This window comes from Ferrovum myxofaciens (assembly GCF_013181415.1).
In the GTDB taxonomy this organism is placed as follows: domain Bacteria; phylum Pseudomonadota; class Gammaproteobacteria; order Burkholderiales; family Ferrovaceae; genus Ferrovum; species Ferrovum myxofaciens.
This window is the reverse complement of the sequence record NZ_CP053676.1, coordinates 417,459-441,924: the sequence shown is the minus strand read 5'-3', so window position 1 is coordinate 441,924 and position 24,466 is coordinate 417,459. Positions and strand designations below refer to the sequence as shown.

20 protein-coding genes and 1 pseudogene are annotated in these 24,466 nt (G+C 55.0%); 16 read left to right on the top strand and 5 right to left on the bottom strand.

What is annotated here, in order from left to right; genetic code table 11:
- Positions 1-10 precede the first annotated feature (10 nt).
- Genes trhP through ubiG form a run of 3 tightly spaced genes read right to left on the bottom strand, consistent with a single transcriptional unit; the run spans position 11 to position 2,734 of the window.
- The gene (gene trhP, locus HO274_RS02070) at positions 11-1,342 is read right to left on the bottom strand and encodes a prephenate-dependent tRNA uridine(34) hydroxylase TrhP (protein ID WP_273120980.1); all 1,332 of its coding nucleotides are present in this window, start codon (positions 1,340-1,342) and stop codon (positions 11-13) included.
- 22 nt (positions 1,343-1,364) lie between these two features.
- A complete protein-coding gene (locus tag HO274_RS02065; protein ID WP_082783104.1) occupies positions 1,365-2,042 on the bottom strand; it encodes an HAD family hydrolase in 678 nt (225 codons plus the stop codon).
- Positions 2,021-2,734, bottom strand: a complete 714-nt coding sequence (gene ubiG / locus HO274_RS02060) for a bifunctional 2-polyprenyl-6-hydroxyphenol methylase/3-demethylubiquinol 3-O-methyltransferase UbiG (protein WP_031596210.1) — start codon at positions 2,732-2,734, stop codon at positions 2,021-2,023. The genes HO274_RS02065 and ubiG overlap by 22 nt, the downstream gene beginning before the upstream one ends.
- Before the next feature lie 101 nt (positions 2,735-2,835).
- Here ubiG and gyrA point away from each other — a divergent pair, with 101 nt between their 5' ends.
- The 16 genes and pseudogenes from gyrA (at position 2,836) to cysM (ending at position 20,623) form a co-directional block, all read left to right on the top strand.
- Positions 2,836-5,388 (top strand): DNA gyrase subunit A, encoded by a 2,553-nt coding sequence (gyrA, locus tag HO274_RS02055; RefSeq protein ID WP_031596208.1) that lies wholly within the window; start codon positions 2,836-2,838, stop codon positions 5,386-5,388.
- 4 nt (positions 5,389-5,392) lie between these two features.
- The gene (serC, locus tag HO274_RS02050) at positions 5,393-6,472 is read left to right on the top strand and encodes a 3-phosphoserine/phosphohydroxythreonine transaminase (RefSeq protein ID WP_031596206.1); all 1,080 of its coding nucleotides are present in this window, start codon (positions 5,393-5,395) and stop codon (positions 6,470-6,472) included.
- Positions 6,465-7,550, top strand: a complete 1,086-nt coding sequence (gene pheA / locus HO274_RS02045; RefSeq protein ID WP_031596203.1) for a prephenate dehydratase — start codon at positions 6,465-6,467, stop codon at positions 7,548-7,550. Before serC ends, pheA begins: the two co-directional genes overlap by 8 nt.
- Positions 7,547-8,677: a histidinol-phosphate transaminase gene (gene hisC / locus HO274_RS02040; RefSeq protein WP_273120973.1), complete on the top strand. Its 1,131-nt coding sequence runs from the start codon at positions 7,547-7,549 to the stop codon at positions 8,675-8,677. Before pheA ends, hisC begins: the two co-directional genes overlap by 4 nt.
- 8 nt (positions 8,678-8,685) lie before the next feature.
- Positions 8,686-10,883: pseudogene (locus HO274_RS13480) on the top strand (bifunctional prephenate dehydrogenase/3-phosphoshikimate 1-carboxyvinyltransferase).
- Positions 10,880-11,542 (top strand): (d)CMP kinase, encoded by a 663-nt coding sequence (cmk, locus tag HO274_RS02025; protein ID WP_273120966.1) that lies wholly within the window; start codon positions 10,880-10,882, stop codon positions 11,540-11,542. The pseudogene HO274_RS13480 and the gene cmk overlap by 4 nt, the downstream one beginning before the upstream one ends.
- Positions 11,543-11,672: 130 nt before the next feature.
- On the top strand, positions 11,673-13,379 hold the full coding sequence (gene rpsA / locus HO274_RS02020) for a 30S ribosomal protein S1 (protein ID WP_031596197.1): 1,707 nt from the start codon (positions 11,673-11,675) through the stop codon (positions 13,377-13,379).
- An 11-nt stretch (positions 13,380-13,390) separates the two neighbouring features.
- Positions 13,391-13,696 carry an integration host factor subunit beta gene (locus HO274_RS02015; RefSeq protein WP_031596196.1) on the top strand — a complete coding sequence of 102 codons (306 nt, stop codon included), beginning with the start codon at positions 13,391-13,393 and terminating at the stop codon, positions 13,694-13,696.
- 108 nt (positions 13,697-13,804) lie between these two features.
- Positions 13,805-14,086, top strand: coding sequence for a LapA family protein (locus tag HO274_RS02010; protein ID WP_035417079.1), 282 nt, complete (start codon positions 13,805-13,807; stop codon positions 14,084-14,086).
- A gap of 45 nt (positions 14,087-14,131) precedes the next feature.
- Positions 14,132-15,316, top strand: a complete 1,185-nt coding sequence (gene lapB / locus HO274_RS02005) for a lipopolysaccharide assembly protein LapB (RefSeq protein WP_031596191.1) — start codon at positions 14,132-14,134, stop codon at positions 15,314-15,316.
- Positions 15,317-15,331: 15 nt separating this feature from the next.
- Positions 15,332-16,039 (top strand): orotidine-5'-phosphate decarboxylase, encoded by a 708-nt coding sequence (gene pyrF, locus HO274_RS02000; RefSeq protein ID WP_031596189.1) that lies wholly within the window; start codon positions 15,332-15,334, stop codon positions 16,037-16,039.
- Entirely contained in the window at positions 16,036-17,358 is a 1,323-nt protein-coding gene (locus HO274_RS01995) for a UDP-glucose dehydrogenase family protein (protein ID WP_031596187.1), read from the top strand. The genes pyrF and HO274_RS01995 overlap by 4 nt, the downstream gene beginning before the upstream one ends.
- A complete protein-coding gene (rfaE1, locus tag HO274_RS01990; protein WP_051862024.1) occupies positions 17,359-18,303 on the top strand; it encodes a D-glycero-beta-D-manno-heptose-7-phosphate kinase in 945 nt (314 codons plus the stop codon).
- On the top strand, positions 18,297-19,298 hold the full coding sequence (gene rfaD / locus HO274_RS01985; RefSeq protein WP_031596182.1) for an ADP-glyceromanno-heptose 6-epimerase: 1,002 nt from the start codon (positions 18,297-18,299) through the stop codon (positions 19,296-19,298). Before rfaE1 ends, rfaD begins: the two co-directional genes overlap by 7 nt.
- Positions 19,299-19,347: 49 nt before the next feature.
- Positions 19,348-19,680, top strand: a complete 333-nt coding sequence (locus HO274_RS01980; protein ID WP_273120955.1) for a ComEA family DNA-binding protein — start codon at positions 19,348-19,350, stop codon at positions 19,678-19,680.
- Between the two features lie 52 nt (positions 19,681-19,732).
- The gene (cysM, locus tag HO274_RS01975; RefSeq protein ID WP_031596178.1) at positions 19,733-20,623 is read left to right on the top strand and encodes a cysteine synthase CysM; all 891 of its coding nucleotides are present in this window, start codon (positions 19,733-19,735) and stop codon (positions 20,621-20,623) included.
- Between the two features lie 74 nt (positions 20,624-20,697).
- Here the strand turns inward: cysM and HO274_RS01970 are convergent, their stop codons facing one another.
- Positions 20,698-21,681, bottom strand: a complete 984-nt coding sequence (locus tag HO274_RS01970) for a malate dehydrogenase (RefSeq protein WP_031596176.1) — start codon at positions 21,679-21,681, stop codon at positions 20,698-20,700.
- A gap of 17 nt (positions 21,682-21,698) precedes the next feature.
- A complete protein-coding gene (gene acnA / locus HO274_RS01965) occupies positions 21,699-24,374 on the bottom strand; it encodes an aconitate hydratase AcnA (RefSeq protein WP_031596175.1) in 2,676 nt (891 codons plus the stop codon).
- Positions 24,375-24,466 lie beyond the last annotated feature (92 nt).

Genomic DNA, 24,466 nt, shown 5'->3' with positions numbered 1-24,466 from the left:
CGAGATCCTCTCAGGAAGGGCTTCCGCAGTTTTCGGTGGAGGGAACCTCTTCTTCCAGATAACGGGCCAAAAATGCCCCTGCGTAGCCGGTGGGTAGGGGAAGACAGACCGTATATCCACTCCCAGGTGCAGTCGCCTGGGGCCTGCCTTCGAGGGAATGTAACTCGGTGACGGGTACATCGAGATTTCCGGAAGGGTGGATGATTTCCAAACGATCGCCAAGGGAAAAGCGGTTGCGTACTGCGACTCGTGCCCACCCATCGGCCTCATAACCCACCAGGTCTCCCACATACAGGCTGCGTTCGGATTTGGAATGACCGCGCAGGTAATTCTGGTAGGTTTGGTCGGGATGTCGTTCATAAAACCCTGCCGTATACCCTCGGTTGGCCAAACCTTCTAGTTGACGCAGGAGGCCTGGGTCGAGGTCGCGCCCCGCCACGGCATCATCGATGGCCTGACGGTAGGTCTGGCAGGTGCGGGCGACATAGTAGGGAGATTTCGTACGTCCCTCGATCTTGAAGGAATTCACGCCGATGGCCGTCAATTTGGCCACGTGTTCCAGAGCTCGAAGATCCTTTGAGTTGAGAATATAGGTTCCATGCTCGTCTTCTTCGATGGGCATGAGTTGACCGGGACGCTCGGCTTCTTCGAGATAAAATTCCTGGGGGGCAACAGAGGACTGGCAGGCCTGTCCCGAAGTTTCAGATTCTCCCGGTTTCAGGGAATAATTCCAGCGGCAGGAATTGGTACAGGTGCCCTGGTTGGGGTCGCGGTGGTTGAAATAGCCTGAGAGCAGGCAGCGTCCGGAGTAAGCAATGCACAGAGCACCATGAATGAAGACCTCCAGTTCCATATCCGGGCACTCCTGGCGTATCTCGGCAATTTCATCCAGGGATAATTCGCGGGACAGGATGATGCGCTGGATTCCCACGGATGCCCAGAAACGGGCGCTGGCGTAGTTGACGGTATTGGCCTGCACCGACAGATGGATGGGTTGCTCGGGCCAGCGTTCGCGGACCATCAACATCAGACCGGGATCGGACATGATCAGTGCATCGGGCTGCAGGGCGATGATTGGGATCATATCGGCAATGAAGGTACGGATTTTGGCGTTATGAGGAATCAGGTTGCTCACCAGATAGAATTTTTTCCCTGCCTGGTGAACTCGTCGAATGCCTTCTGCCAAGTTCTCCTCTTTGCCAAAGTCGTTGTTGCGGACTCGTAAACTGTAACGGGGTTGTCCTGCGTAGACGGCATCTGCGCCAAAATCGAGGGCTGTTTGCAACATGGTGAGAGAACCGCAGGGGGCGAGCAGTTCCGGGGAGGGTGTGAGGGCGTTCATAGGCTATGCTCGACAAGAGGAATCAATGGGTTGGAAGCAGGTCCAGCACTTCTGCGGGGTGCTGGAGATGGGCGCAGGCAGGCCATTCATCGATGGGGCAAGAACCCGGAGCCAGATACCCCCAGCCGGCAATCACTCCGCCCATGCCTGCCGCCTGGGCCGCGTTCATGTCGCGCTCATCATCTCCGACATAGATGAGGTGCGCAGGATCCAGTTGAAGCCGACGAGCCGCCGCGAGCAGAGGGTCAGGCCAGGGTTTGGGATGCGCACAGGTGTCTCCACTGATGAGGCAGCCATGGCTTGGGAACAGGCCCAACTGGTTTACCAGGGGTTGAGTAAAGCGTGCGACCTTGTTGGTGACGATGCCCCAGGGCACATGCTGTTCTTCCAGCGCCTGGAGGAGGGCGGGAATAGGGTCGAAGAGGCGACTTTCTCGAGAGAGTCGGGCTTCGTAAAGGGCCAGGAATTCATCCCGCAATTCTTCATAGAAGAGGTCCCCGGGCTGAATGTCAAATCCTGCCTGCAAGAGGCCGCGTGCGCCCTGTGAGACGAAGAGACGATAGTGCGCCGGACTCAGGGGCGTGCGTTGATAGCGCAGGCACAGTTCGTTGAGTGCACCGCCCAGGTCTGGGGCCGAATCCACCAGGGTTCCGTCCAGATCGAACAGAACCCCCTGGATCAGAGGGACGCTTGACAACACATCAAGTAGTTGACATCGGGGCCGGGTTTCAAATGATACTGACGAGTCACCGGGTAGTAGTGAACTCCTTCAATTTCCCGAACTTCCAGGCCAACATGGCGCGCCCAACGGGATAATTCGGAAGGTTTGATGAAACGTCCGTGTTCGTGGGTTCCGCGCGGCAGCAAGCGCAGCAGGTACTCGGCGCCCAGAATGGCGAAGAGGTAGGATTTGAGATTGCGATTGAGGGTGGAAAAAAAGACGAATCCTCCGGGTTTGATCAACTGGGCACAGGCTCGTATCACGCTGGCAGGGTCAGGCACATGTTCAAGCATTTCCATGCAGGTAACCACGTCATAATGTTGAACTTCCCGTTGGGCCAGGGTTTCCACTGCGATGGCTTCGTAGGTGAGCGCAATATCGTGTTCCAGCGCGTGGAGTCGGGCAACACCCAAGGGTTTTTCGGCCAGATCAATGCCGTGAACCCGTGCACCCAGACGGGCCATGGATTCACTCAGAATTCCTCCCCCGCATCCTACGTCCAGTACCTGCTTGTCCGAGAGTGATATCCACCGCTCGATCCACGCCAGACGATGGGGATTGAGATCGTGGAGTGGTTTAAATTCGCTTTCCGGGTCCCACCAGCGGTGGGCCAGTTGACTGAATTTTGCAAGTTCTGCCGGATCGTGATTGGCATGAGTGGAAAGGGTCATCATGGGAGCATTATAAGGCAATCCTGAACCTAGTGGGTTATGATACCATTGAGAGAATTCGTTGCTGCCTTTTCCATTTTTCCTAGCCTGAAACCTCCCCCATGACTGCCTTTGCCAAAGAAACCCTACCTGTCACCCTTGAAGATGAAATGCGTCGTTCCTATCTGGAATACGCCATGAGCGTGATTGTCGGACGGGCTCTGCCGGATGTGCGAGACGGCCTGAAACCCGTGCATCGACGTGTGCTCTTCGCCATGCATGAATTGTCCAACGATTACAACAAGCCCTACAAAAAATCGGCCCGTATTGTCGGGGATGTCATCGGTAAGTACCACCCCCATGGCGATACCGCGGTTTATGACGCCATCGTGCGCATGGCCCAGGAATTTTCCCTGCGTTATCCGCTCATCGATGGACAGGGAAACTTCGGATCCGTGGATGGGGATAATCCGGCAGCCATGCGTTATACGGAAATCCGTATGGCGCGGATGACCCATGAATTACTGGCGGATATCGATCGTGAAACGGTCAATTTTGGTCCCAACTATGACGGATCGGAACATGAGCCACTGATTCTGCCTGCCCGTTTCCCCAATCTTCTGGTGAATGGTTCGTCAGGCATTGCGGTGGGTATGGCGACCAATATCCCCCCCCATAACCTCAGGGAAGTGATTCAAGCCTGTTTGGTATTGCTGGCCAATCCCGCCGTCGAAATCGAGGATCTGATCGAATTGATTCCTGCTCCGGATTTTCCAACACGAGGGATCATTTATGGAACAGCCTCGATTCGGCAAGGCTACCTGACCGGACGGGGACGGGTGTTGATGCGTGCGCGCACCCATGTGGAAGATCTGGAGAAGGGAGGACGTCAGGCCCTGATCGTGGATGAATTGCCCTATCAGGTTAACAAGGCTAACCTGATTGTGAAAATTGCCGAGTTGGTGCGGGAAAAACGCATGGAAGGGATTTCTGACCTGCGTGACGAATCGGATAAGTCCGGGATGCGGGTGGTCATCGAACTTAAACGCGGTGAAGTACCGGAAGTGGTACTGAATAATCTGTACAAGATGACGCCGCTTCAGGAATCTTTTGGGATGAACATGGTGGCTCTGGTGGACAATCAGCCACGCCTGCTCAATCTCAAGCAGTTTCTGGAAGCCTTTCTGCGCCATCGGCGCGAAGTGGTTACGCGCCGTACTTTCTTTGATCTGGGCAAGGCCCGTGATCGGGCCCATATTTTGGAAGGTTTGGCTGTGGCCTTGTCCAATGTGGACGAGATTGTGGCCCTGATTCGTGCTGCCGCCTCCCGTGTAGAGGCCAAGGCGGCTTTGATGGCCCGTCTTTGGCTTTCGGAACTGGTCCAGGAAATGCTGGCTCGTTCTCCGGAAAATGCGTCCCGTCCGGTAGCCATTGGAGAGGAATTTGGTTGGGGCGAGGCGGGCTATCGTTTGTCCGAACCGCAAGCAGTGGCCATTCTCGAGATGCAGTTACAGCGCCTGACCGGTCTGGAGCAGGACAAGATTCGTGATGAATATCGCGAGATCATGGAACGAATCGTGGACCTGCTCGACATTCTGGCCAACCCTGAGCGCATTACACGCATCATTGCACAGGAACTGGAAGTCATCCGAACGACTTTCGGGGATGAAAGACGCAGTGAAATCGTGGTCAATGCCGAAGATATTGACATCGAGGATCTGATTACTCCTGAAGAGCGAGTTGTGACCCTGACCCATGGCGGGTATATCAAATCCCAGCCCGTTGCGGACTATCGCGCGCAACGGCGAGGCGGACGAGGGAAGCAGGCCACGACCACCAAGGAAGACGACTTTATCGAACGACTTTTCGTGGCCAATACCCATGACCACATCCTCTGCTTTTCGACGCGCGGGCGCGTCTACTGGCTAAGGGTCTATCAGGTACCCGTGGGTAATCGAACCAGTCGCGGCAAGCCCATCGTGAACCTGTTGCCGTTGGAGGCGGGAGAAAAAATCACGGCGGTGCTGCCCGTCAAAACTTTTGATGCAGAACATTATGTCTTTATGGCCACCTCTTTTGGAACCGTCAAAAAAACCTCGCTCAGTGACTTTTCCCGTCCCCGGACGGCAGGAATCATCGCCCTTGATCTGGACGCCGAAGATTATCTGGTGGGGGTCGCCATTACGGATGGTCAGCACGATGTGATGCTGTTCTCCGACGAAGGAAAAGCCATCCGTTTTGCTGAAAGCGATGTTCGTCCCATGGGGCGTAATGCCCATGGGGTGCGCGGCATGCGTCTGCCGGAAGGGAAACGTATCATTGCCCTGCTGGTGGCTGAAAATGAACGACAATCCGTTTTGACAGCCACCGAGAACGGCTTTGGCAAGCGCACCTCCGTCCTGGAATATACCCGACATGGACGAGGCGGGCAGGGCATCATTGCGATTCAGACTTCCGCCCGCAATGGCAAAGTTGTCAGTGCCGCCTTGGTCGATCCGGAAGAAGAGTTGATGCTGATCACGACAGGTGGGGTGTTGATCCGCACGCGTGTGCAGGAGATTCGCGAAATGGGGCGGGCGACGCAAGGCGTCACCCTGATTGCCCTAGACGAAGGTGAAAAATTGGTCTGTCTGACCCGTGCGGATGAATCGTCTTCAGACGAAACCTTGGACTGAGGTCATGAGAGCATATAATTTTTCAGCGGGCCCTGCCACGCTTCCCACGGAAGTGTTGACTCAGGTTCAAGAGGAGTTATTGGACTGGCGCGGCAAAGGGGTCTCGGTGATGGAACTCAGTCATCGTGGGCCGGAATTCATGGAAATTCTGGCAACAGCGGAGCGGGACCTGCGCGCCCTGCTGGCTATTCCGGACCATTACCGGGTCATCTTTTGTCAGGAAGGCGCAAGCGCTCATTGGGACATGATTCCGCTCAACTTGCTGCAGGGACGTTCCCGGGCGGATTACATTGAAACGGGCTATTGGTCCTATCGCGCCATTGAAGAAGGGCGGCGCTACTGCCAGGTTAATATTGCCGCTTCCAATCGCAGGGATAAATTTTGTGCTTTGCCTTCCTTCGAAGAGTGGCGTCTGGATCCTGGGGCGGCCTATGTTCACTACTGTTCCAATGAAACCATCGATGGGCTGGAATTCAACTGGATTCCGGATGTGGGTAAGGTCCCTCTGGTGGTGGACATGTCCTCGCACTTTTTATCCCGGTCAGTGCCTGTGGAGCGTTTCGGGATGATTTATGCCGGCGCCCAAAAGAATATTGGTCCCGCCGGACTGAGTTTGGTCATCATTCGTGATGATTTGTTGCGTACCCCCGCGCCAGGGACACCGTTCTTGATGGATTACCATGCTCAGGTCTTGGCCAATTCCATGCTCAACACGCCGCCCACTTTTACCATCTGGGTTGCGGGCCTGGTGTTTCAATGGATCAAACGCCAAGGCGGATTGGAGGTCATGGATCGGCAGGCCCAACAAAAATCCGAATTGCTTTATACGACGCTGGATCGGAGCGGTTTTTACCGAACCACCGTCAAACCCGCGGATCGTTCGCGGATGAACATACCGTTTCATTTGCTGGATCCTGTTTTGGACGAGGTTTTTCTGCGCGAAGCTGAGAGTCGGCATCTGCTCCAACTGCGAGGTCATCGCATGTCGGGAGGATTTCGTGCTTCGATTTATAATGCCATGCCGGTGGCAGGGGTGCATGCCCTGGTGGATTTCCTCGAGGAGTTCGAGCGACACTATGGATGATACGGCTCAGCGTCTTAAAACGTTGCGACAGACGATCGATGGAATTGATGACCAGATCCTGTCCTTGTTGAATCAGCGTGCCCAGGCAGCAGGTCAGATCGGCCATCTGAAAACTGGCGTTCTCTATCGTCCCGAGAGGGAAGCCCAGATTCTGCACCGTCTGAAAGAGGCCAATAGCGGACCTTTGCCTGGGGCTTCAGTGGTTTTTTTGTTCCGGGAAATCATGTCGGCCTGTCTGGCTTATGAACGTCCTGTCAGCGTGGCTTGTCTGGGGCCGCAAGGAAGTTTTTCGGAAGCTGCCGTGGTGCGTCATTTCGGTCATGCAGCGCAACGTCGCCATTGTGACTCCCTGGGGGATATCTTCCGGGTCGTGGAAGCGAATGAAACGGATTTTGCAGTGGTTCCCGTGGAGAATTCTACGGAAGGGGCGGTGGGAATCATTCTCGATCAGATGGTGGATACCCCCTTGCAGGCTTGTGGTGAAGTCATGCTGCCGATTCATCACCAGTTGTTGGTGCGCGATGCATCTCTCCCGTTGAGCGAGATCACGCAGGTCTATTCCCATAGCCAATCCCTGGGGCAATGTCACCACTGGCTGGATGCCCACTTGCCTCAAGCCCGGCGCATTCCCGTGACCAGTAACAGCGAGGCTGCCCGTCTGGTGGGGAATAGTTCCGAGGCATGGGCGGCGATTGCCGGCGACCTTGCGGCAGAACCCTATGGGCTATATGCGGTAGCGCGACATATCGAAGATCAGGTGGACAATACGACCCGTTTTCTGGTATTTGGGCATTTGGTGGCCCAACCTTCGGGAAAGGATAAAACTTCTCTGGTGGTGGGCGTGGAAAATCGTCCTGGGGCCATTCATGCGCTGCTCACCCCCTTGGCGGAGGAGGGGGTGAGCATGTCGCGCCTCGAATCCCGTCCGGCCCGTACTCATCTTTGGTCCTACGTTTTCTATATTGACCTGGAGGGGCATCAAAGCGAAGAACGGGTGGCTCGGGTGCTTCAGGAAATTAAAAAAAATTCTATTTTTGTCAAAGTATTGGGATCTTATCCTGTGACGGTGTCGATATGAATGAATGGCGTTATTGTGATTTGGTGGCGGACCATGTGCGCCATCTGGCCCCCTATCAACCCGGTAAACCCATGGCGGAACTGGAACGGGAACTGGGTTTGACTTCCATCATTAAGTTGGCTTCCAACGAAAACCCCCTGGGTCCCAGTCCCCATGCCCTCGAGGTCCTCACTACCCTGAAGGGGGAACTGGCGCTCTATCCGGATGGCAATGGTTTCGAACTCAAAACTGCCTTGAATGCGCACTACCCCCTCGGTCTTGATTATTTCATTCTGGGTAACGGGTCCAATGATATTCTGGACCTGGTGGCACGCACCTTCCTGGGGCCGGGTACCTCGGCGGTTTATGCCCAATATGGATTTGCTGTTTATCCTATTGCAACCCAGACCATGGGGGCACAGGGCATCGAGGTCCCCGCACTTGAGTTCGGACATGACTTCCCTGCCATGATTCGGGCTATTCGTCCAGATACCCGTGTCCTGTTCATTGCCAACCCCAACAATCCAACGGGCACTTTCTTGCCTGGCGAAGACCTCCGTGCTGGATTGCGCCAGATTCCGCCCGAAGTCGTGGTGGTCCTCGATGAAGCCTATACCGAATATCTGCCGGATGATCAGCGTTACGATCCAGTGGCCTGGCTGGATGAATTTCCCAATCTACTGATCTGTCGAACATTTTCAAAAGCTTATGGATTGGCTGGGCTGCGCGTGGGATTTGGGATGGGAGATCCCCAACTGATCGCACTGCTCAATCGGGTACGCCAACCTTTCAATGTGTCCGTGCCGGGACTGCGTGCTGCCAGCGCGGCGCTGGGAGATCGTGGATTTCTGGAACGCACACGGACTTTGAATGCGCAGGGACGCCGCTTTCTGGAAGAGGCCTTCGACTCCTTTGGGGCATCCTACATCCCCTCTTTTGGCAATTTCATTACGGTGGCGGTGGGGCAGGGCAGAAAAATCTATGACCAGTTGCTTCGGCAGGGGGTTATTGTTCGCCCATTGGATGCCTATGGGTTGCCCCATCATCTGCGCGTGAGTATTGGCACACAATCCGAGAACCAGCGTTTCATTGAAGCGCTCACACCGTTGTTGGTTGCCCGGACTTCGGTCTCGGCCATGGCCGTGTGAAGGTGGATATGGTCTCTAAAATTCCCCGTCGTCTGGCCATTCTCGGTGTTGGACTGATGGGCGGGTCCTTTGCTTTGGCTTTGCGTCAGGTGGCCCCGCACATGCATATTGCTGGTTACGATCGGGATGAAGTGAATCTGGCGGCAGCCCGTCAATTGGGCGTGATCGATCTGGGCAGCGTGGATCTGGCGAGCGTGGTTCGGGAGGCAGACATGGTGTTGATGGCGGTTCCGGTGGGCCAAATGCCGGAACTGTTTGAACTCATGGCGCCCCATCTCAATCCGGTGGCCGTGGTGACGGATGTAGGCAGTACCAAAACCAGCCTGGTGGAAGCTGCCCGGAAATATTTGGGACCGGCTGTGGCCCGGTTTGTTCCGGGGCACCCCATTGCAGGCGCGGAATTGAGTGGCGTACGCGCCGCTCAGGAAGGACTGTTTCAAGGCCGCACCGTGGTCTTGACCCCCTTGGAGGAAACCTTACCTCATCCCCTGGCCTGGGTGCAGTCCTGCTGGGAATTGTGTGGTGCCCGAGTGGAATGTCAGACCGTGGCCCGGCATGATGAAATTTTTGGGGTCGTCAGCCATTTGCCGCATCTATTGAGTTTTGCCCTCGTTTACGAGATTGCTCAGCGTCCAGATGCGGCCACCCTGTTTCGCTTCGCCGCCAGCGGGTTTCGCGATTTTACCCGGATTGCGGGTAGCAATCCAGAAATGTGGCGCGACATCAGTCTGGCCAATCGGGACGTTCTCAAAGTGGAATTGGTCCGTTATCGAGATCAACTCGACCAACTCATGGCATGGCTGGATACCGCAGACGGGGCGGCCCTGGAGGATTTCATGCAAAAAGCCCGCACGGCACGACGACAATGGCAGGAAGGATCATGAGCGAGATGAAGGATACCATGCAGGTTTATCATGCCACGCCAGGAGGGCGGTTGACAGGAACGATTCGCGTGCCAGGCGACAAATCTATTTCGCACCGAAGCATCATGCTGGGTGCCTTGGCCGAAGGAGTAACAGAGGTCACAGGGTTTCTGGAAGGAGAGGATGCCCTGGCGACCATGAATGTGTTTCGTGCGCTGGGTGTGCAGATCGAAGGACCGGAACAGGGAAGGGTCACCATTCACGGGGTGGGGTTGCATGGCCTCAAGGCTCCAGACATGGCCTTGGATTGTGGCAATTCGGGCACCTCCATGCGACTTTTGGCGGGCTTGCTGGCTGCCCAACCTTTCGATTGCACGTTGACGGGAGATGCCAGTTTGACCCAGCGTCCCATGGCACGGGTGGCTGATCCCCTGCGCTTGATGGGCGCACGATTGGAGACTGCGGCCGGGGGGCGCCCTCCCTTGAAAATTTATGGGACTCCGGAATTACATGGTTTGACCTACACACTTCCCATGGCCAGCGCTCAGGTCAAATCAGCCTTGCTTCTGGCAGGTTTGTACGCTCAGGGTGAAACGGTGATCACCGAACCGGAAGTGACCCGTGACCATACGGAACGCATGTTCGAAGGTTTTGGCGTACCCGTTCGACGGGAGGGGCGGACCATTCGTGTGACAGGCGGTCATGGATTGCATGCCACCCCCATTGAAGTGCCCGGGGATATTTCTTCGGCAGCCTTCTTTCTGGTGGGGGCCTGCATTTCACCCGGTTCTGATCTTCGTTTGCAGAGTGTGGGGGTGAATCCTACCCGAACGGGGATTCTCGATGTACTGCGTTTGATGGGTGCGAATCTGGAAATCGAACGTTCCTGGATTGCAGGCGGTGAGCCTTTGGCAGATCTGCGGGTGCGCGCAACTCCCCTGCGGGGGATTACCATTCCTACCGAATTGGTTCCTCTGGCCATCGATGAATTTCCTGCTTTGTTCATTGCGGCGGCCTGTGCCGAGGGGCGCACCATCTTGAGGGGAGCTGCTGAATTACGAGTTAAGGAAAGCGATCGCATTCAGGTCATGGCGGATGGTCTGAAGGCCTTGGGGATCTACACGGAAGTCCTGCCCGATGGTTTGATCATCGAAGGAGGACAGGGATTTGGGAGCGGCACTGTGGAGAGTCACGGTGATCACCGGATTGCCATGAGTTTCTCCATGGCGGCATTGTGTGCTCAGGGGCCCATAGAAATTCGGGACTGTGCCAATGTGGCGACTTCTTTTCCCGGCTTCGTGTCCCTGGCGTGTGCGGCGGGACTGAATTTGAACGCCTCATGATTCCTGTCATCACGATCGATGGACCTTCCGCATCCGGGAAAGGGACCGTTGCCCAACGCGTCGCCCAACAGTTAGGATTCCATTATCTGGACAGTGGCGCACTATACCGACTGACAGCATTGGCGGCCGTACGCCAGGGATTGGCGGCGGCTGGCGAAGAAACTTTGGGTCAACTGGCTGCCCAACTGCCGGTGGAATTCTCTGGGAATGACATCTACCTGGCGGGTGACATGGTGACTGAGGCGATTCGAACGGAGGATTGTGGCCGCTTGGCTTCTAAACTTTCGGCTTTTCCGGCGGTGCGAACTGCTTTGCTGGAACGACAGCGGAATTTTTTGCGCCTACCCGGACTGGTTGCCGATGGGCGGGATATGGGGTCTGTGGTATTTCCCCAGGCCTTACTCAAGGTTTTTTTAACGGCAACACCGGAAGTACGCGCGCAACGACGATTTAACCAGTTGATCAGTAAAGGAGTTGATGTCATAATGGAGGACGTTGTGCGTGATTTGCGAAATCGCGATGAGCGGGATCGCACACGAGCAGTGGCGCCTTTGGACCCCACGGGGGCCTTGATTCTCGATACATCCGCGTTAAGTATCGATCAGGCGATGGTGCAAATTCTGGCTTGGTATTCTGTGAATGCCCAGCATGAGGGGTAGTGGTACAGAGGGTTTTCTTTTCCACGATAGATGTTCCGCGCTTCCGGAAAGTGGAGAAGTTGTACCGCTACAAATCCAATATAAACCCTACGAGGCGGTAGGCTGATCTCAAGGTCTAATGAACATGAACATGACGTCCCAAGTGGAATCCTTCGAAAGTTTTGCCAGTCTCTTTGAAGAAAGTCTGACACACCAGGAAATGCGTTCTGGTGAAGTCATCACGGCTGAAGTGGTGAGTATCGATGCCAATACCGTGGTGGTCAATGCCGGTTTGAAGTCGGAAAGTTTGATCCCCATCGAAGAATTCAAGAATGACCGAGGTGAACTGGAAGTTCAGGTCGGTGATTTCGTCAAGGTCGCCATCGATGCTCTCGAAGACGGCTACGGATCCACTCGCCTCTCCCGCGAGAAGGCAAAACGTCTGGCCGCCTGGCTTGACCTTGATGATGCCTTGGCACAAGGTGCCTTGGTCATGGGGATGGTAACGGGCAAAGTCAAGGGGGGATTGACGGTAATGGTGAATGGCATTCGTGCCTTCCTACCGGGATCCTTGGTGGATATTCGTCCCGTCAAGGACACTACCCCTTATGAAGGCAAGGAAATGGAATTCAAGGTCATCAAACTTGACCGAAAACGCAATAACGTGGTGGTTTCTCGCCGTGCCGTGATGGAAGCCTCGCAAGGTGCCGATCGTCAAAGCTTACTGGATACCTTGAAAGAAGGATCCATCGTGCGCGGTCTGGTAAAAAATATCACCGACTATGGCGCATTTGTGGATCTGGGTGGGATCGATGGATTGCTGCACATTACAGATCTGGCTTGGCGGCGCGTCAAGCATCCTTCCGAAGTGTTGGCAGTGGGCGATGAAGTGGAAGCTAAAGTCCTCAAATTCGATCAGGAAAAGAATCGGGTTTCCCTGGGTCTCAAGCAACTGGGTGAAGACCCTTGGGTTGGTCTGAGCCGTCGTTATCCCGAACGTACCCGTCTGTTTGGAAAGGTGACCAACTTAACCGATTATGGTGCTTTCGTTGAAATCGAACAGGGGATCGAAGGGTTGGTGCACGTATCCGAAATGGACTGGACCAACAAGAACGTTCATCCGTCCAAGGTGGTTCAACTGGGTGATGAAGTGGAAGTCATGATCCTTGAAATCGATGAGGAACGTCGGCGGATTTCCCTGGGCATGAAGCAATGCCGTGCCAATCCTTGGGAAGACTTTGCCATGAACCACAACAAGAATGACCGGGTTCGTGGGCAAATCAAGTCGATCACCGACTTTGGCGTATTCATTGGCTTGCCTGGGGGCATTGATGGATTGGTCCATCTTTCCGACCTGTCCTGGAACCAAACAGGGGAAGAGGCCGTTCATAATTATCGCAAGGGTGATGAAGTGGAAGCCATGGTTCTGTCCATCGATGTGGATCGGGAACGAATTTCTCTTGGAATCAAACAGTTGTCTGGTGATCCCTTCAGCAATTTCTCGGCCTCCAATGACAAGGGAACCCTGGTTAAGGGCAAGGTCAAATCAGTGGATGCCAAGGGTGCCGTAATCGATCTCGGAGATGAAATCGAAGGTTATCTCCGAGCCTCTGAAGTGTCCCGTGAACGGGTGGAAGATCTGCGCAGTCTACTCAATGAGGGAGACAGTGTGGAAGCTGTGATTCTCAATGTGGACCGCAAGAACCGTTCCATCAACCTGTCCATCAAGGCTCGTGACGCCGTGGAGGAAAACGCGGCCCTGCAACGTCTGGCATCAGAAAGTCCGATGAATGCGGGAACCACCAGTCTGGGTGCCTTGCTGAAAGCTAAATTGTCCAACCCGGACAATGCAAGCTGAGGGACGGGACGATGACCAAATCGGAACTGATCGACCTGTTGGCCAGTCACTATCCACAGTTAGTGGCCCGTGATGCGGAGATGGCGGTGAAGACCCTGCTGGATTCCATGGGTCAATGTTTGATGGATGGACAGCGTATTGAAATTCGTGGGTTTGGAAGTTTTGGTTTGAATCATCGTCCCGCTCGCCAGGGAAGAAACCCAAAAACCGGAGAAAAGGTGCACGTTCCAGAAAAATTCGTGCCTCATTTCAAGCCGGGCAAGGAATTGCGTGATCGGGTCGATCTCATGGCAAGCACCAAACCAGTGGGTGATTGAGCGCAGAAAACAGGCGGTGACTCCGGAAAATCTGCAGACACCGAAAACGGGATGAGGGTTAAAATCTTTCATCCCGTTTTTTTTTGGGTTGAGGAAGAGGGGTGAACCATGAATACCTTACGCTGGCTGATCCGAATATTTCTGTTTGTGTTGCTTTTGGGGTTTTGCCTCAAAAACATCACGCCCGTAACGGTGAATTTCTTGTTCGGTTTGCAATGGCATGCGCCCTTGATCATTATTTTGTTTTTGGCGGTATCCGGCGGGGCATTGCTGGGATTGTTGGCAACCACCCGGGTCTGGTGGCGCTTACGGCGTGAGTTGGCTCGCTTGCGTCGTTCGGGTTCTACGACAAAAGAGATTCCACTGCCTTCTGAACCTCATCGGGACTGAAGAGCCCTATCGGTTCCCGTTCAAAAAAGGTATCATCACCCCCCTATGGATTTTCAAGTTTACTGGTTACTCGCACTCCCGGTTTTTTTCGGTTTGGGTTGGCTTGCCGCCCGCGTCGATATTCGCCATTTGCTCATCGAGTCGCGGGCATTGCCCGCATCCTATTTCAAGGGGCTCAATCTACTGCTCAACGAGCAGCCGGACAAGGCGATTGAATCCTTTATTGAAGTGGCGCGGGCAGAGCAACAAACTGTCGAGTTACAATTTGCGCTGGGGGGGTTGTTTCGTCGCCGTGGAGAAGTGGATCGCGCAACGCGCATGCATCAGAACCTGGTGGAACGTACAGACCTTGGTCCCCAGCAACGGACGGAAGCACTTTATGAACTGGCTTTGGACTTTCTCAAAGCTGGTTTGCTGGATCGGGCCGAGCCTTTGTTCGAGCGATTGAAGGACTCCGACTATGAAGAATCAGCACTGCATCATTTGTTGGACATCCATGTCACGGAAAAAGATTGGACTCGGGCCATTCAGGTGGCCCGGGTTCTGGAGCAAAAAACCGGGGAGGACCGACGCGGGGACATGGCCAATTTTTATTGTGAATTGGCGATCCTGGCCCATACCCGGTCTCAGTTCGAAGAAGCCCAGGATTTTCTGAAACAGGCTCTGGAAACGCAACGCAACTGTGTACGCGCTTATGTACTGCGAGGGGAATGGACCTTCAAAGCAGGAAGGGTGGAAGAGGCTTGTGCTCAATGGCAGGAATTGGAACAAAGGGATCCGGATTATCTGTTTTTGGTGGCGCGCCCTCTGAGTGATGCACTGCGTCAACTGGGACAGGTGAACGAAGCGGTGACTTTGATGCAGGGATGGATGGAACGTTATCCTAATCTTGACTTATTGAGTTTGGCGTTTCAGTTGACTTTGGAAATTCGTGGGGTGGAAGACGCGTTGCGTTTGGTGCGCGCGGAATTGGAACGACGCCCCACGCTGGGAAATCTGGACCGTTTTCTGGAGGCGCAGTTGGTGAGTGTGGCGCCTGAATTGCGGGCCGAGGTTCAACGCATGCGTGATATCGTGCACGGACATTATGAGCGTCTGGCTTTTTACCAATGTCGCCACTGCGGATTCAAGGCTCGTTCCTTTCATTGGCATTGTCCCGCCTGTGGTAACTGGGACTCCTATCCGCCCCGCCGCCAGGTGGAAACCGAAGGCAGTGCCGTCACCCGTTAATCCAAGGACAATGATATGAATTCTCCCCTGATTCTGGCGCTGGACTTTTCCACGGAACGTGAGGTCTGGACTCTGGTGGATCAACTGGAACCCGGAATTTGTCGACTTAAGGTGGGTAAGGAATTATTTACAGCCTGCGGCCCCTCGTTGGTGCGTGCCTTGGTCGCACGGGGATTCGATATTTTTCTCGACCTCAAGTATCACGATATTCCTCATACGGTGGCCCAGGCCTGCCGGGCTGCTGCGGATCTGGGGGTATGGATGGTGGATGTCCATGCCAGCGGGGGCGGAACCATGCTGGAAGCAGCAAGGCACGCTCTTGAACCCTATCCGCAGCGCCCTCTGTTGATTGCTATCACGATTCTGACCAGTCTTCAGGACAGTGATCTTGCAGCGTTGGGATTCGGTTGCTCTGTGGTCGAGGCCGTGCAACGCCTGGCCTGTTTGGCGGAGTCCCATGGCTTGGACGGTGTGGTCTGTTCGGCTCAGGAAGCACCTCTACTGCGTTCCCGGATAGCCGCATCCTTTCGCCTGGTCACACCAGGCATTCGATTGCCTGAGGATGATCGAGGCGATCAGAAGCGGGTGGTTACCCCCGTCAAGGCACTACAAGACGGTTCTGATTATTTGGTAGTTGGCCGTTCCATTACCCGCAGCGAGGATCCCATGAAGGCATTGGCACAATTCAATTCCCTGATTTCAGGGGCAAGGAGTGCAGTATGAAAATTTCCGTGATCGGGACAGGATATGTGGGATTGGTCAGTGGTGCGTGTCTGGCCGAGATGGGGAACCATGTTTTATGTCTGGACGTGGATCCACGCAAGATCGAGATTTTACGCGCGGGTAGCATTCCTATCTATGAACCTGGCCTGGAGGCCATGGTTCAGCGCAATGTGGCGGCAGGGCGATTATCCTTTACGACGGATATCCAGAAAAGTGTGGAGTACGGCTTGATTCAGTTCATTGCCGTGGGTACCCCTCCTGATGAAGATGGTTCAGCAGATCTTTCCCATGTGGTGACGGCTGCCCGCACCATTGGTCGATACATGAATGCGCGTAAGGTGGTGGTGGATAAGTCCACGGTGCCCGTTGGCACGGCGGAGAAGGTCAGTGCTGCCATTGCGGAGGAATTGAGCCAGCGTGGTGTGAAGATTCCCTATTGCGTGGTTTCCAATCCGGAATTTCTTAAGGAAGGAGCGGCAGTGGAAGATTTCATGCGTCCTGACCGTATCGTTGTGGGAGCCGATGATGCCTTTGGTATCGAGACCATGCGCGCACTTTATGCACCTTTTCAGCGCAATCATGACAAATTGATCCTGATGGATGTCAAATCCGCCGAACTGACCAAATACGCGGCCAATGCCATGCTGGCCACGCGTATTTCCTTCATGAATGAACTGGCGCTTCTGGCCGAACGTCTGGGTGCGGACATCGAACGAGTCCGTCAGGGGATTGGTTCCGATCCGCGCATTGGTTACCAGTTTCTCTATCCGGGGTGTGGTTATGGAGGCTCCTGTTTTCCCAAGGATGTCCAGGCGCTACAACGGACAGCCACGGAAAATGGTTTGGACCTGCGCATTCTGGAAGCGGTGGAAACCGTCAACGAGCGTCAGAAAGCAGTGTTACTGGACAAGATCGATGCCCATTTCGGGAAGAACCTGGACGGAAAATGCTTTGCCCTGTGGGGACTGGCTTTCAAACCCAATACCGATGACATGCGGGAGGCGCCTGCACGGATTTTGATCGAGGGATTGCTGCAGCGGGGGGCAACCCTGCGGGCTTTTGATCCGGTGGCTATGGAAGAAGCCCGTCATATTTTTGGACAGCGTGCGGGCTTGTCCTTTGTGGAGAGCGCTGAAAAGGCCGTGGAAGGGGCCGATGCTCTGGTGGTGGTGACGGAATGGCAAGTTTTTCGCAGCCCGGACTTCGAGCAAATGGCTCTATCCTTGCGTGCCCGCGTCGTTTTTGATGGACGCAACCTGTATGAGCCTCATCTGGTACGGGCGGCGGGTCTTACCTATCATGGCATTGGGAGGTTGTAAATGCGTCCTTTCCCTCCTTTTCATGAACTCTCCCAGCGGCGGGTATTGGTGGTGGGGGATGTTATGCTGGATCGTTACTGGTTTGGAGAGGTCAACCGTATTTCTCCCGAAGCCCCTGTCCCTGTGGTGTTAGTGGAAAAAGCCGAAGAACGTCCCGGCGGTGCGGCTAACGTGGCGCGGGGCGTGGCTGCTCTGGGCGCCCAGTGTGAATTGCTCGCGGTAACCGGAGAAGACGAAGCCGCCCAGCATCTGGAAGAGTTGCTGGCACAGGAGGGCGTGATTTCCCGACTGCATCGCGATCCATCCATTGCCACTACGGTCAAGTTGCGCGTCATGGGACGTCAGCAGCAGTTATTGCGCATTGATTTTGAAACATTGCCACGTCAGGAAACTCTGCTCAATAAGTTGACGGATTTTGGAGACTGTCTCAAACGTGCCGATGTGGTCATTCTGTCTGATTATGGAAAGGGCGCTTTGAAACATGTGGCTTCCATGATCAACCAATGTCGAAAAGCCGGAATACCGGTACTGGTGGACCCCAAGGGCGAAGATTATCGGCATTATCGCGGGGCGACCTTGTTGACGCCCAATCGCACCGAGTTTCGTCAGGTAGCCGGGCCTTGGCATGATGACCAGCAGCTGGCAGAAAAAGCACAAACCCTGCGCACCGAACTGGGGTTGGACGCGCTCCTGGTGACTCGCAGCGAGGAAGGAATGAGCCTGTATCAGGCTCAAGGGGTGACCCATGAACCCACGGTAGCACGGGAGGTATACGATGTCAGCGGGGCTGGAGATACGGTGATTGCCACTCTGGGTGTACTGACTGCGCAGGGCATGTCCCTGCCGGTGGCCATGCGTTGGGCCAATCGGGCAGCGGGGATCGCGGTGTCCAAATTGGGTACGGCGGTCGTTACTCATCATGAACTGGAGAATATGTCATGGTAATGGTCATCACCGGCGCAGCCGGTTTCATTGGATCCAATCTGGTGAAGGAACTCAACCAGCGCGGTGAAACATCGATCCTCGCAGTGGATAATCTGAAAACGCCAGGAAAATTCCTCAATCTGGCGGATTGCATCGTGGCTGATTACATGGACAAACGCGAATTCATCGAGCAGGTGGAAGCTGATACACTGGATTTCGAGATTGAAGCGGTGCTGCACCAAGGAGCATGTTCGGATACGATGGAGCATGATGGTCGGTATATGATGGACAACAATTTCCGTTTCTCCCGGTCACTTTTTTATTTTTGTCAAGCGCGCGCGATTCCCTTGATTTATGCTTCCTCGGCCGCTGTGTATGGCGGTAGTACGGTGTTTTGCGAACGTCCGGCCTGTGAACACCCCCTCAATGTCTATGGCTATTCCAAACTGGCCTTTGACCAGTTTTTGCGCCCCTATCTGGCTGGTGATGAGTTGACCGCTCCCTGCGTTGGCTTGCGCTATTTCAATGTGTATGGGGATCGCGAGCAACATAAGGAACGCATGGCTTCGGTGGCCTACCATTTTTTTCATCAATACCGCGCCCATGGACGCATTCAGTTGTTCGAAGGATGGGATGGCTATGCCCATGGAGAACAACGGCGCGATTTCATTTCGGTGGAGGATGTGGTTCGTGTCAATTTGTGGCTGCTGGATCATCCCGAAGTATCAGGGATCTTCAATGTAGGAACGGGACGCAGTCGTCCTTTCAACCAGATGGCCGTGGCAACCATCAATGCCCTGCGCCAGAATGAACCGGGGTTGACTCTGGAAGAGATGACCGATCAAAAACTCATCGAATATATTGCGTTTCCCGATGCATTGAAGGGTAAATACCAAAGTTATACTGAAGCAGACATGAGCCAACTTCGTGGTGTGGGTTATCACACTCCCTTCCTCGATGTGGATGAAGGCGTCGCCCGCTACATGGCCGCCTTGAAGGTACGTTATCCGGCGTGATGAGAAGGCGGTTCAGGTCTCCCATGTTCCATTCCAAAGGAGAACTGCCGTGCGACCGAAAAAACAAACCCATCGCCTCCTTCTGACTCTGTTCTGCGTATTTTTTCTGTGGACTGGGGGCGGGAAAAATGCCTGGGCCTTGGTGGATCTCAATTCAGCCAATGAAGTTCAACTGCGGACAGTGAAAGGTATTGGTCATACCCGTGCCCAAGCCATTCTGACTTGGCGCGCTCATAATGGCGTCTTTCATTCGGCCGCTGACTTGCGCAAGGTGAAGGGGTTTGGAGAAAAGACCATCGCTAAAGTGGGGCCCCATCTCTCCATCCAGGGCCAGCCGTTGATGATGGCGCCCAAGCATGCTCCGATGGCCACTCACCCCTAGTTTTCAACGTGGCAGTATAATGGCTCCTTTACGTATTAAGGTAACGAGGGTCATGGACGAGAAAACCATTGAATCTTGTATTGGAGAAACCCCTCTGGTCCGGTTGCGACGCCTCCCGGGACTGACCCGCAACCGACTGTATGCCAAGGTGGAAGGCAATAATCCGGCAGGTTCGGTCAAGGACCGTCCGGCCCTGTCCATGATCCGTCATGCGGAGGAACGGGGACAGATCAAGCCAGGGGATACCCTGATTGAAGCCACCAGTGGTAATACAGGCATTGCTCTGGCTTTTGCCGCCTCCTTGCGCGGCTATCGCATGATTCTGATCATGCCAGAGCAGCTCAGCATTGAACGGCGTCAGACCATGCATGCTCTTGGAGCTGAAATCTTGCTGGTTCCCAAGTCGGGAGGGATGGAGGCGGCCCGTGACCTGGCAGAACAGATGGCCAAGGCAGGTGAGGGGATCATCCTCGATCAGTTCAATAATCCCGATAATCCCCGGGCCCATTATGAAACCACCGGACCGGAAATCTGGCGCGATACTCAGGGGACGATTACCCATTTCGTGGCAACCATGGGGACCACAGGGACGATCATGGGGGTTTCCCGCTATCTCAAAGAACAAAATCCCAAGATTCAGATCATCGGCGTGCAACCAGCGGATGGCGCCAATGTACCGGGAATTCGCAAATGGCCGGAAAACTATTTGCCAAGAATTTACGAGCCTCAGCGCGTCGATCGTATTCTGGAAGTCACGCAGAAAGATGCGGAGGAGACCATGCGCCACTTAGCGCGGGAAGAAGGTATTTTTGCAGGGGTTTCCTCGGGCGGCGGGTGCTGGGGTGCCTTGCAAATTTGCCGGGAAGTGGAAGATGCCGTCATTGTCCATATCGTCTGTGATCGGGGAGACCGTTATCTGTCCACCGGAGTGTATGCTGCCTAACCGCAAAAAGAACGGGGGCCCGGTTATAGGGTCACCCCGTTGATCCCCCTCCTCGGTATTGCAACGGCGGGCGCTTAATCCAGCAGCATTGCAACCGCCTCCTTTTCACTGCTCAATTCCTGGCAGGTTTGTTGTATCAGAGACCTGCTCTGGGGACTGAGTTCAATCCCTTGAACGATTTCATAGTGCCCTTCCTGGCAGGTGACGGGCATGCCGCACATCAGTCCCTCTGGTATGCCATAACTGCCATCGGAGGGAACGCCCATGGTGACCCAGTCACCCGCAGGCGTTCCTCGAATCCAGTCGCGCATATGACTGAGCGCGGCATTGGCCGCAGAGGCTGCAGAGGACAGTCCCCGCGCTTCGATGACCGCCGCCCCCCTCTTCTGGATGGTGGGGATGAAGATCTGTTCGACCCATTGAGGGTCTTGCAAAATCGTGGTCAGGGGCGAACCATTGACGAGAACCTGAGAGACATCGGGGAATTGGGTAGTGGAATGATTGCCCCAGACTGTCATGCGCTGCAGGTCATGAACCGGATGACCGATTTTGAGCGCCAGTTGGGTCAGTGCCCGGTTATGGTCGAGACGCATCATGCTGGAAAAATTTCGTGGATCGAGCTCGCGGGCATGGTGACAGGCAATCAAGCCATTGGTATTGGCAGGATTCCCCACCACCAGAACCTTGACTGTGCGCTGAGCGACCTCACTCAGGGCCTGTCCCTGGGCTTTGAAAATTCCTCCGTTGATCTCCAGAAGATCTCTCCGTTCCATCCCTTTGGAACGGGGGCGACTGCCGATTAGAAAGGCGATATCACAATCCCGGAAAGCCGCCTTGGGGTTCGTGCTGGCAGACATGTCCCGCAACAGAGGAAAAGCGCAATCCTCCAGTTCCATGAGAACGCCTTTCATGACCTGTTCAGCCGCAGGAATGTCGAGTAAATGCAGAATCACGGGTTGATCCGGACCCAGCAAATCCCCGCAGGCGACACGGAACAGCAGGCTATAACAAATTTGCCCACCGGCTCCGGTAATGGCAATGCGCAGGGGTTTTTTCATTTGGGGCTCCACAAGGTTCACGCTGAGGTGAGCAACTGTCTCAGAACAAAGGGCAGTATGCCCCCGTGGCGATAATAATCCACTTCCACTGGGGTATCAATGCGCAGGAGCAAAGGACAGGTGGTTTGGCTTCCATCGCGCCGATGAATGGTCAGGGAAACTCTCTGTTGCGGTTGCAAGGGGCCTGTGCCTGTTTCCAGGTCAAAGATTTCATCGCCATTCAATTCCAGGGTGTTCAAGTCGTGACCAGGTAAAAACTGGCAGGGCAACACACCCATCCCCACCAGATTGCTGCGATGGATACGTTCAAAGCTTTGGGCAACCACGGCCCGTACACCGAGAAGACGGGTGCCTTTGGCCGCCCAGTCCCGTGAAGAGCCGGTACCGTATTCTTCGCCGGCAAAAATGAGAGTGGAGATGCCCTCTGCCTGGTAGCGCATGGCAACCTCATACAGGGAACCTGCTTCTCCGCTGGGAATGTGGCGCGAAACTCCTCCTTCGGTGCCGGGCAGAAGAAGATTGCGCAGACGAACATTGGCAAAGGTTCCGCGCATCATGATTTCATGGTGTCCCCGACGGGAACCATAACTGTTGAAATCCTCCGGAACGATACCCTGTGCCTGCAAATAGCGGCCTGCCGGGGAGGATGGTTTGATGGATCCGGCGGGACTGATGTGGTCCGTCGTGATGGAATCCCCGAAAAAAGCCAAGGCATAGGCTCCGCGAATGGAAGTTGGGGGGGTTACCGTCAAGGAAAAATCAGCAAAGAATGGGGGTTCGGCGATATAGGTAGAGGGTTCCCAGGCATAGGTTGTGCCTGTGGGTGCGGCGATTCCATTCCAGAGCGGATGATCCTGGGTGAAATCGGCATAACGCCGGCGGTAGTCCTCGGGAGAAAGGTTCTCCAAAGCGCGAGCGACTTCGCTGGTACTGGGCCAGAGATCCTGCAAATAGACAGCTTGGCCCTCGGTATCCTGCCCCAGGGGTTCATGGGCAAAGTCGATGGTGATCCGTCCCGCCAGAGCAAAGGCCACCACCAGGGGAGGACTCATGAGGAAATTGGCGCGCAGGTTGGGATGGATACGTGCTTCAAAGTTGCGATTACCGGACAGAACCGCACAGCCAATCAAGGGTTGTTCGGCAATGAAGGCTTCGATGGGCGCAGGGAGGGGGCCGGTATTCCCGATACAGGTCGTGCAGCCATAACCCACCAAACGAAATCCCAGGGCATCCAGTGCATCCTGCAGGCCTGCACGTTGCAGATAATCCGTGACCACGCGCGATCCCGGTGCCAGGGAAGTCTTGATCCAGGGGGCGACCTTGAGACCGCGTGCCACGGCCTTTTGAGCCAGCAGTCCGGCAGCCAGCAAAACTCCGGGATTGGAGGTGTTGGTACAGGAAGTGATGGCAGCCAGCAAAACGGATCCATCCTTCAGCGTGATTTCAGGATGACCCTCGGGGTGCAGATCATGCAAAGGTTCGGATTTTCCATAGCCGCCTGCGGCGATGGGGGCCTGGAGGAGGGCTTCAAAGGTAGGTTTGATTCGATTCAAGGGTACCCGGTCCTGGGGACGGCGAGGGCCTGCGATGGAGGCTTCCACTTGTTCTAGATCGAGGCTCAGGGTAGCACTGTACGCGCAGTCACCTAATTGAGGCATTCCATATAATCCCTGAGCTTTCCAGTAGGTTTCAAGCGCGGAAATTTCTTCTTCGCTGCGTCCTGTGGCTCGGAAATAGCGCAGGGTTTCGTCGTCCACCGGGAAAAACCCCATGGTCGCGCCGTACTCTGGGGCCATGTTGGCCAAGGTCGCTCGGTCAGGCAGGCTGAGGGAGGCTGCACCTGCCCCGAAAAACTCCACGAATTTGCCCACAACCTTGGCCTTGCGCAGCATTTCCGTGAGGGTCAGAACCAGATCGGTGGCGGTGACACCGGCCGGCAACCGTCCCGTCAAGTGTACGCCCACCACATCCGGAGTCAAGAAATAAAGGGGTTGTCCGAGCATGGCGGCTTCTGCTTCAATACCGCCTACCCCCCAACCCACCACACCTATTCCATTGATCATGGTGGTATGAGAATCCGTGCCCACCAAAGTGTCAGGATAGGCTACGGTTCCCTTATGCTGAACCCCCCGTGCCAGGTATTCCAGATTGACCTGATGAACGATTCCGATGCCGGGGGGAACCACATGAAAGGTTTTGAATGCCTGCATTCCCCATTTCATGAAACGATAGCGTTCCTGATTACGCTGAAATTCCAGGGCCATATTATCCTGAAGCGCTGTGGGGGTATTGAAAAAATCCACCTGGACCGAATGGTCCACCACCAGTTGTACGGGAACCAACGGTTCGATGGCCTGGGGATTGTAACCAAGCCGTTGTGCTGTGGAGCGCATGGCAGCTAAATCGGCCAGGAGGGGGACCCCGGTGAAATCCTGCAAAATGACTCGTGCCACCTTGAAGGGAATCTCTTCCGTGCGTGCTTCGTTGGGTTGCCAGTGGGCCAGAGCCTCGATGTGCGCACGGGTGACTTGCTGCCCATCTTCGTTGCGCAGGAGCGACTCTAGAATGATGCGCAGGGACACCGGCAAGCGGGTGACGGCAGGCAAACCGGCTTCGGTCAGGGCAGTCAGAGCGTAATATTGGTCAGAGGAACCCGGAAGGGGACGAAGTGCATGGAAAGAGTTCTGGGGCATGGTCAATTTCTCTTGAATCAAGTGGATGCCGGGGCATCCTAGGGGGGGTTCAGGGGGATGTCAAGTGTTATACGCCAGTGGCATCCTGCAGG

Excerpts from the sequence above, each read along its gene's own strand:
- ubiG (WP_031596210.1), bottom strand. The coding sequence starts at position 2,734 with ATGACCCTTTCCACTCATGCCAATCACGATCCGGCAGAACTTGCAAAA.
- serC (WP_031596206.1), top strand. The coding sequence starts at position 5,393 with ATGAGAGCATATAATTTTTCAGCGGGCCCTGCCACGCTTCCCACGGAA.
- lapB (WP_031596191.1), top strand. The coding sequence starts at position 14,132 with ATGGATTTTCAAGTTTACTGGTTACTCGCACTCCCGGTTTTTTTCGGT.
- HO274_RS02010 (WP_035417079.1), top strand. The coding sequence starts at position 13,805 with ATGAATACCTTACGCTGGCTGATCCGAATATTTCTGTTTGTGTTGCTT.
- pheA (WP_031596203.1), top strand. The coding sequence starts at position 6,465 with ATGGATGATACGGCTCAGCGTCTTAAAACGTTGCGACAGACGATCGAT.
- acnA (WP_031596175.1), bottom strand. The coding sequence starts at position 24,374 with ATGCCCCAGAACTCTTTCCATGCACTTCGTCCCCTTCCGGGTTCCTCT.
- hisC (WP_273120973.1), top strand. The coding sequence starts at position 7,547 with ATGAATGAATGGCGTTATTGTGATTTGGTGGCGGACCATGTGCGCCAT.
- pyrF (WP_031596189.1), top strand. The coding sequence starts at position 15,332 with ATGAATTCTCCCCTGATTCTGGCGCTGGACTTTTCCACGGAACGTGAG.
- HO274_RS01995 (WP_031596187.1), top strand. The coding sequence starts at position 16,036 with ATGAAAATTTCCGTGATCGGGACAGGATATGTGGGATTGGTCAGTGGT.
- cmk (WP_273120966.1), top strand. The coding sequence starts at position 10,880 with ATGATTCCTGTCATCACGATCGATGGACCTTCCGCATCCGGGAAAGGG.
- HO274_RS02015 (WP_031596196.1), top strand. The coding sequence starts at position 13,391 with ATGACCAAATCGGAACTGATCGACCTGTTGGCCAGTCACTATCCACAG.
- rfaD (WP_031596182.1), top strand. The coding sequence starts at position 18,297 with ATGGTAATGGTCATCACCGGCGCAGCCGGTTTCATTGGATCCAATCTG.
- rfaE1 (WP_051862024.1), top strand. The coding sequence starts at position 17,359 with ATGCGTCCTTTCCCTCCTTTTCATGAACTCTCCCAGCGGCGGGTATTG.
- HO274_RS01970 (WP_031596176.1), bottom strand. The coding sequence starts at position 21,681 with ATGAAAAAACCCCTGCGCATTGCCATTACCGGAGCCGGTGGGCAAATT.
- cysM (WP_031596178.1), top strand. The coding sequence starts at position 19,733 with ATGGACGAGAAAACCATTGAATCTTGTATTGGAGAAACCCCTCTGGTC.
- gyrA (WP_031596208.1), top strand. The coding sequence starts at position 2,836 with ATGACTGCCTTTGCCAAAGAAACCCTACCTGTCACCCTTGAAGATGAA.
- rpsA (WP_031596197.1), top strand. The coding sequence starts at position 11,673 with ATGACGTCCCAAGTGGAATCCTTCGAAAGTTTTGCCAGTCTCTTTGAA.
- trhP (WP_273120980.1), bottom strand. The coding sequence starts at position 1,342 with ATGAACGCCCTCACACCCTCCCCGGAACTGCTCGCCCCCTGCGGTTCT.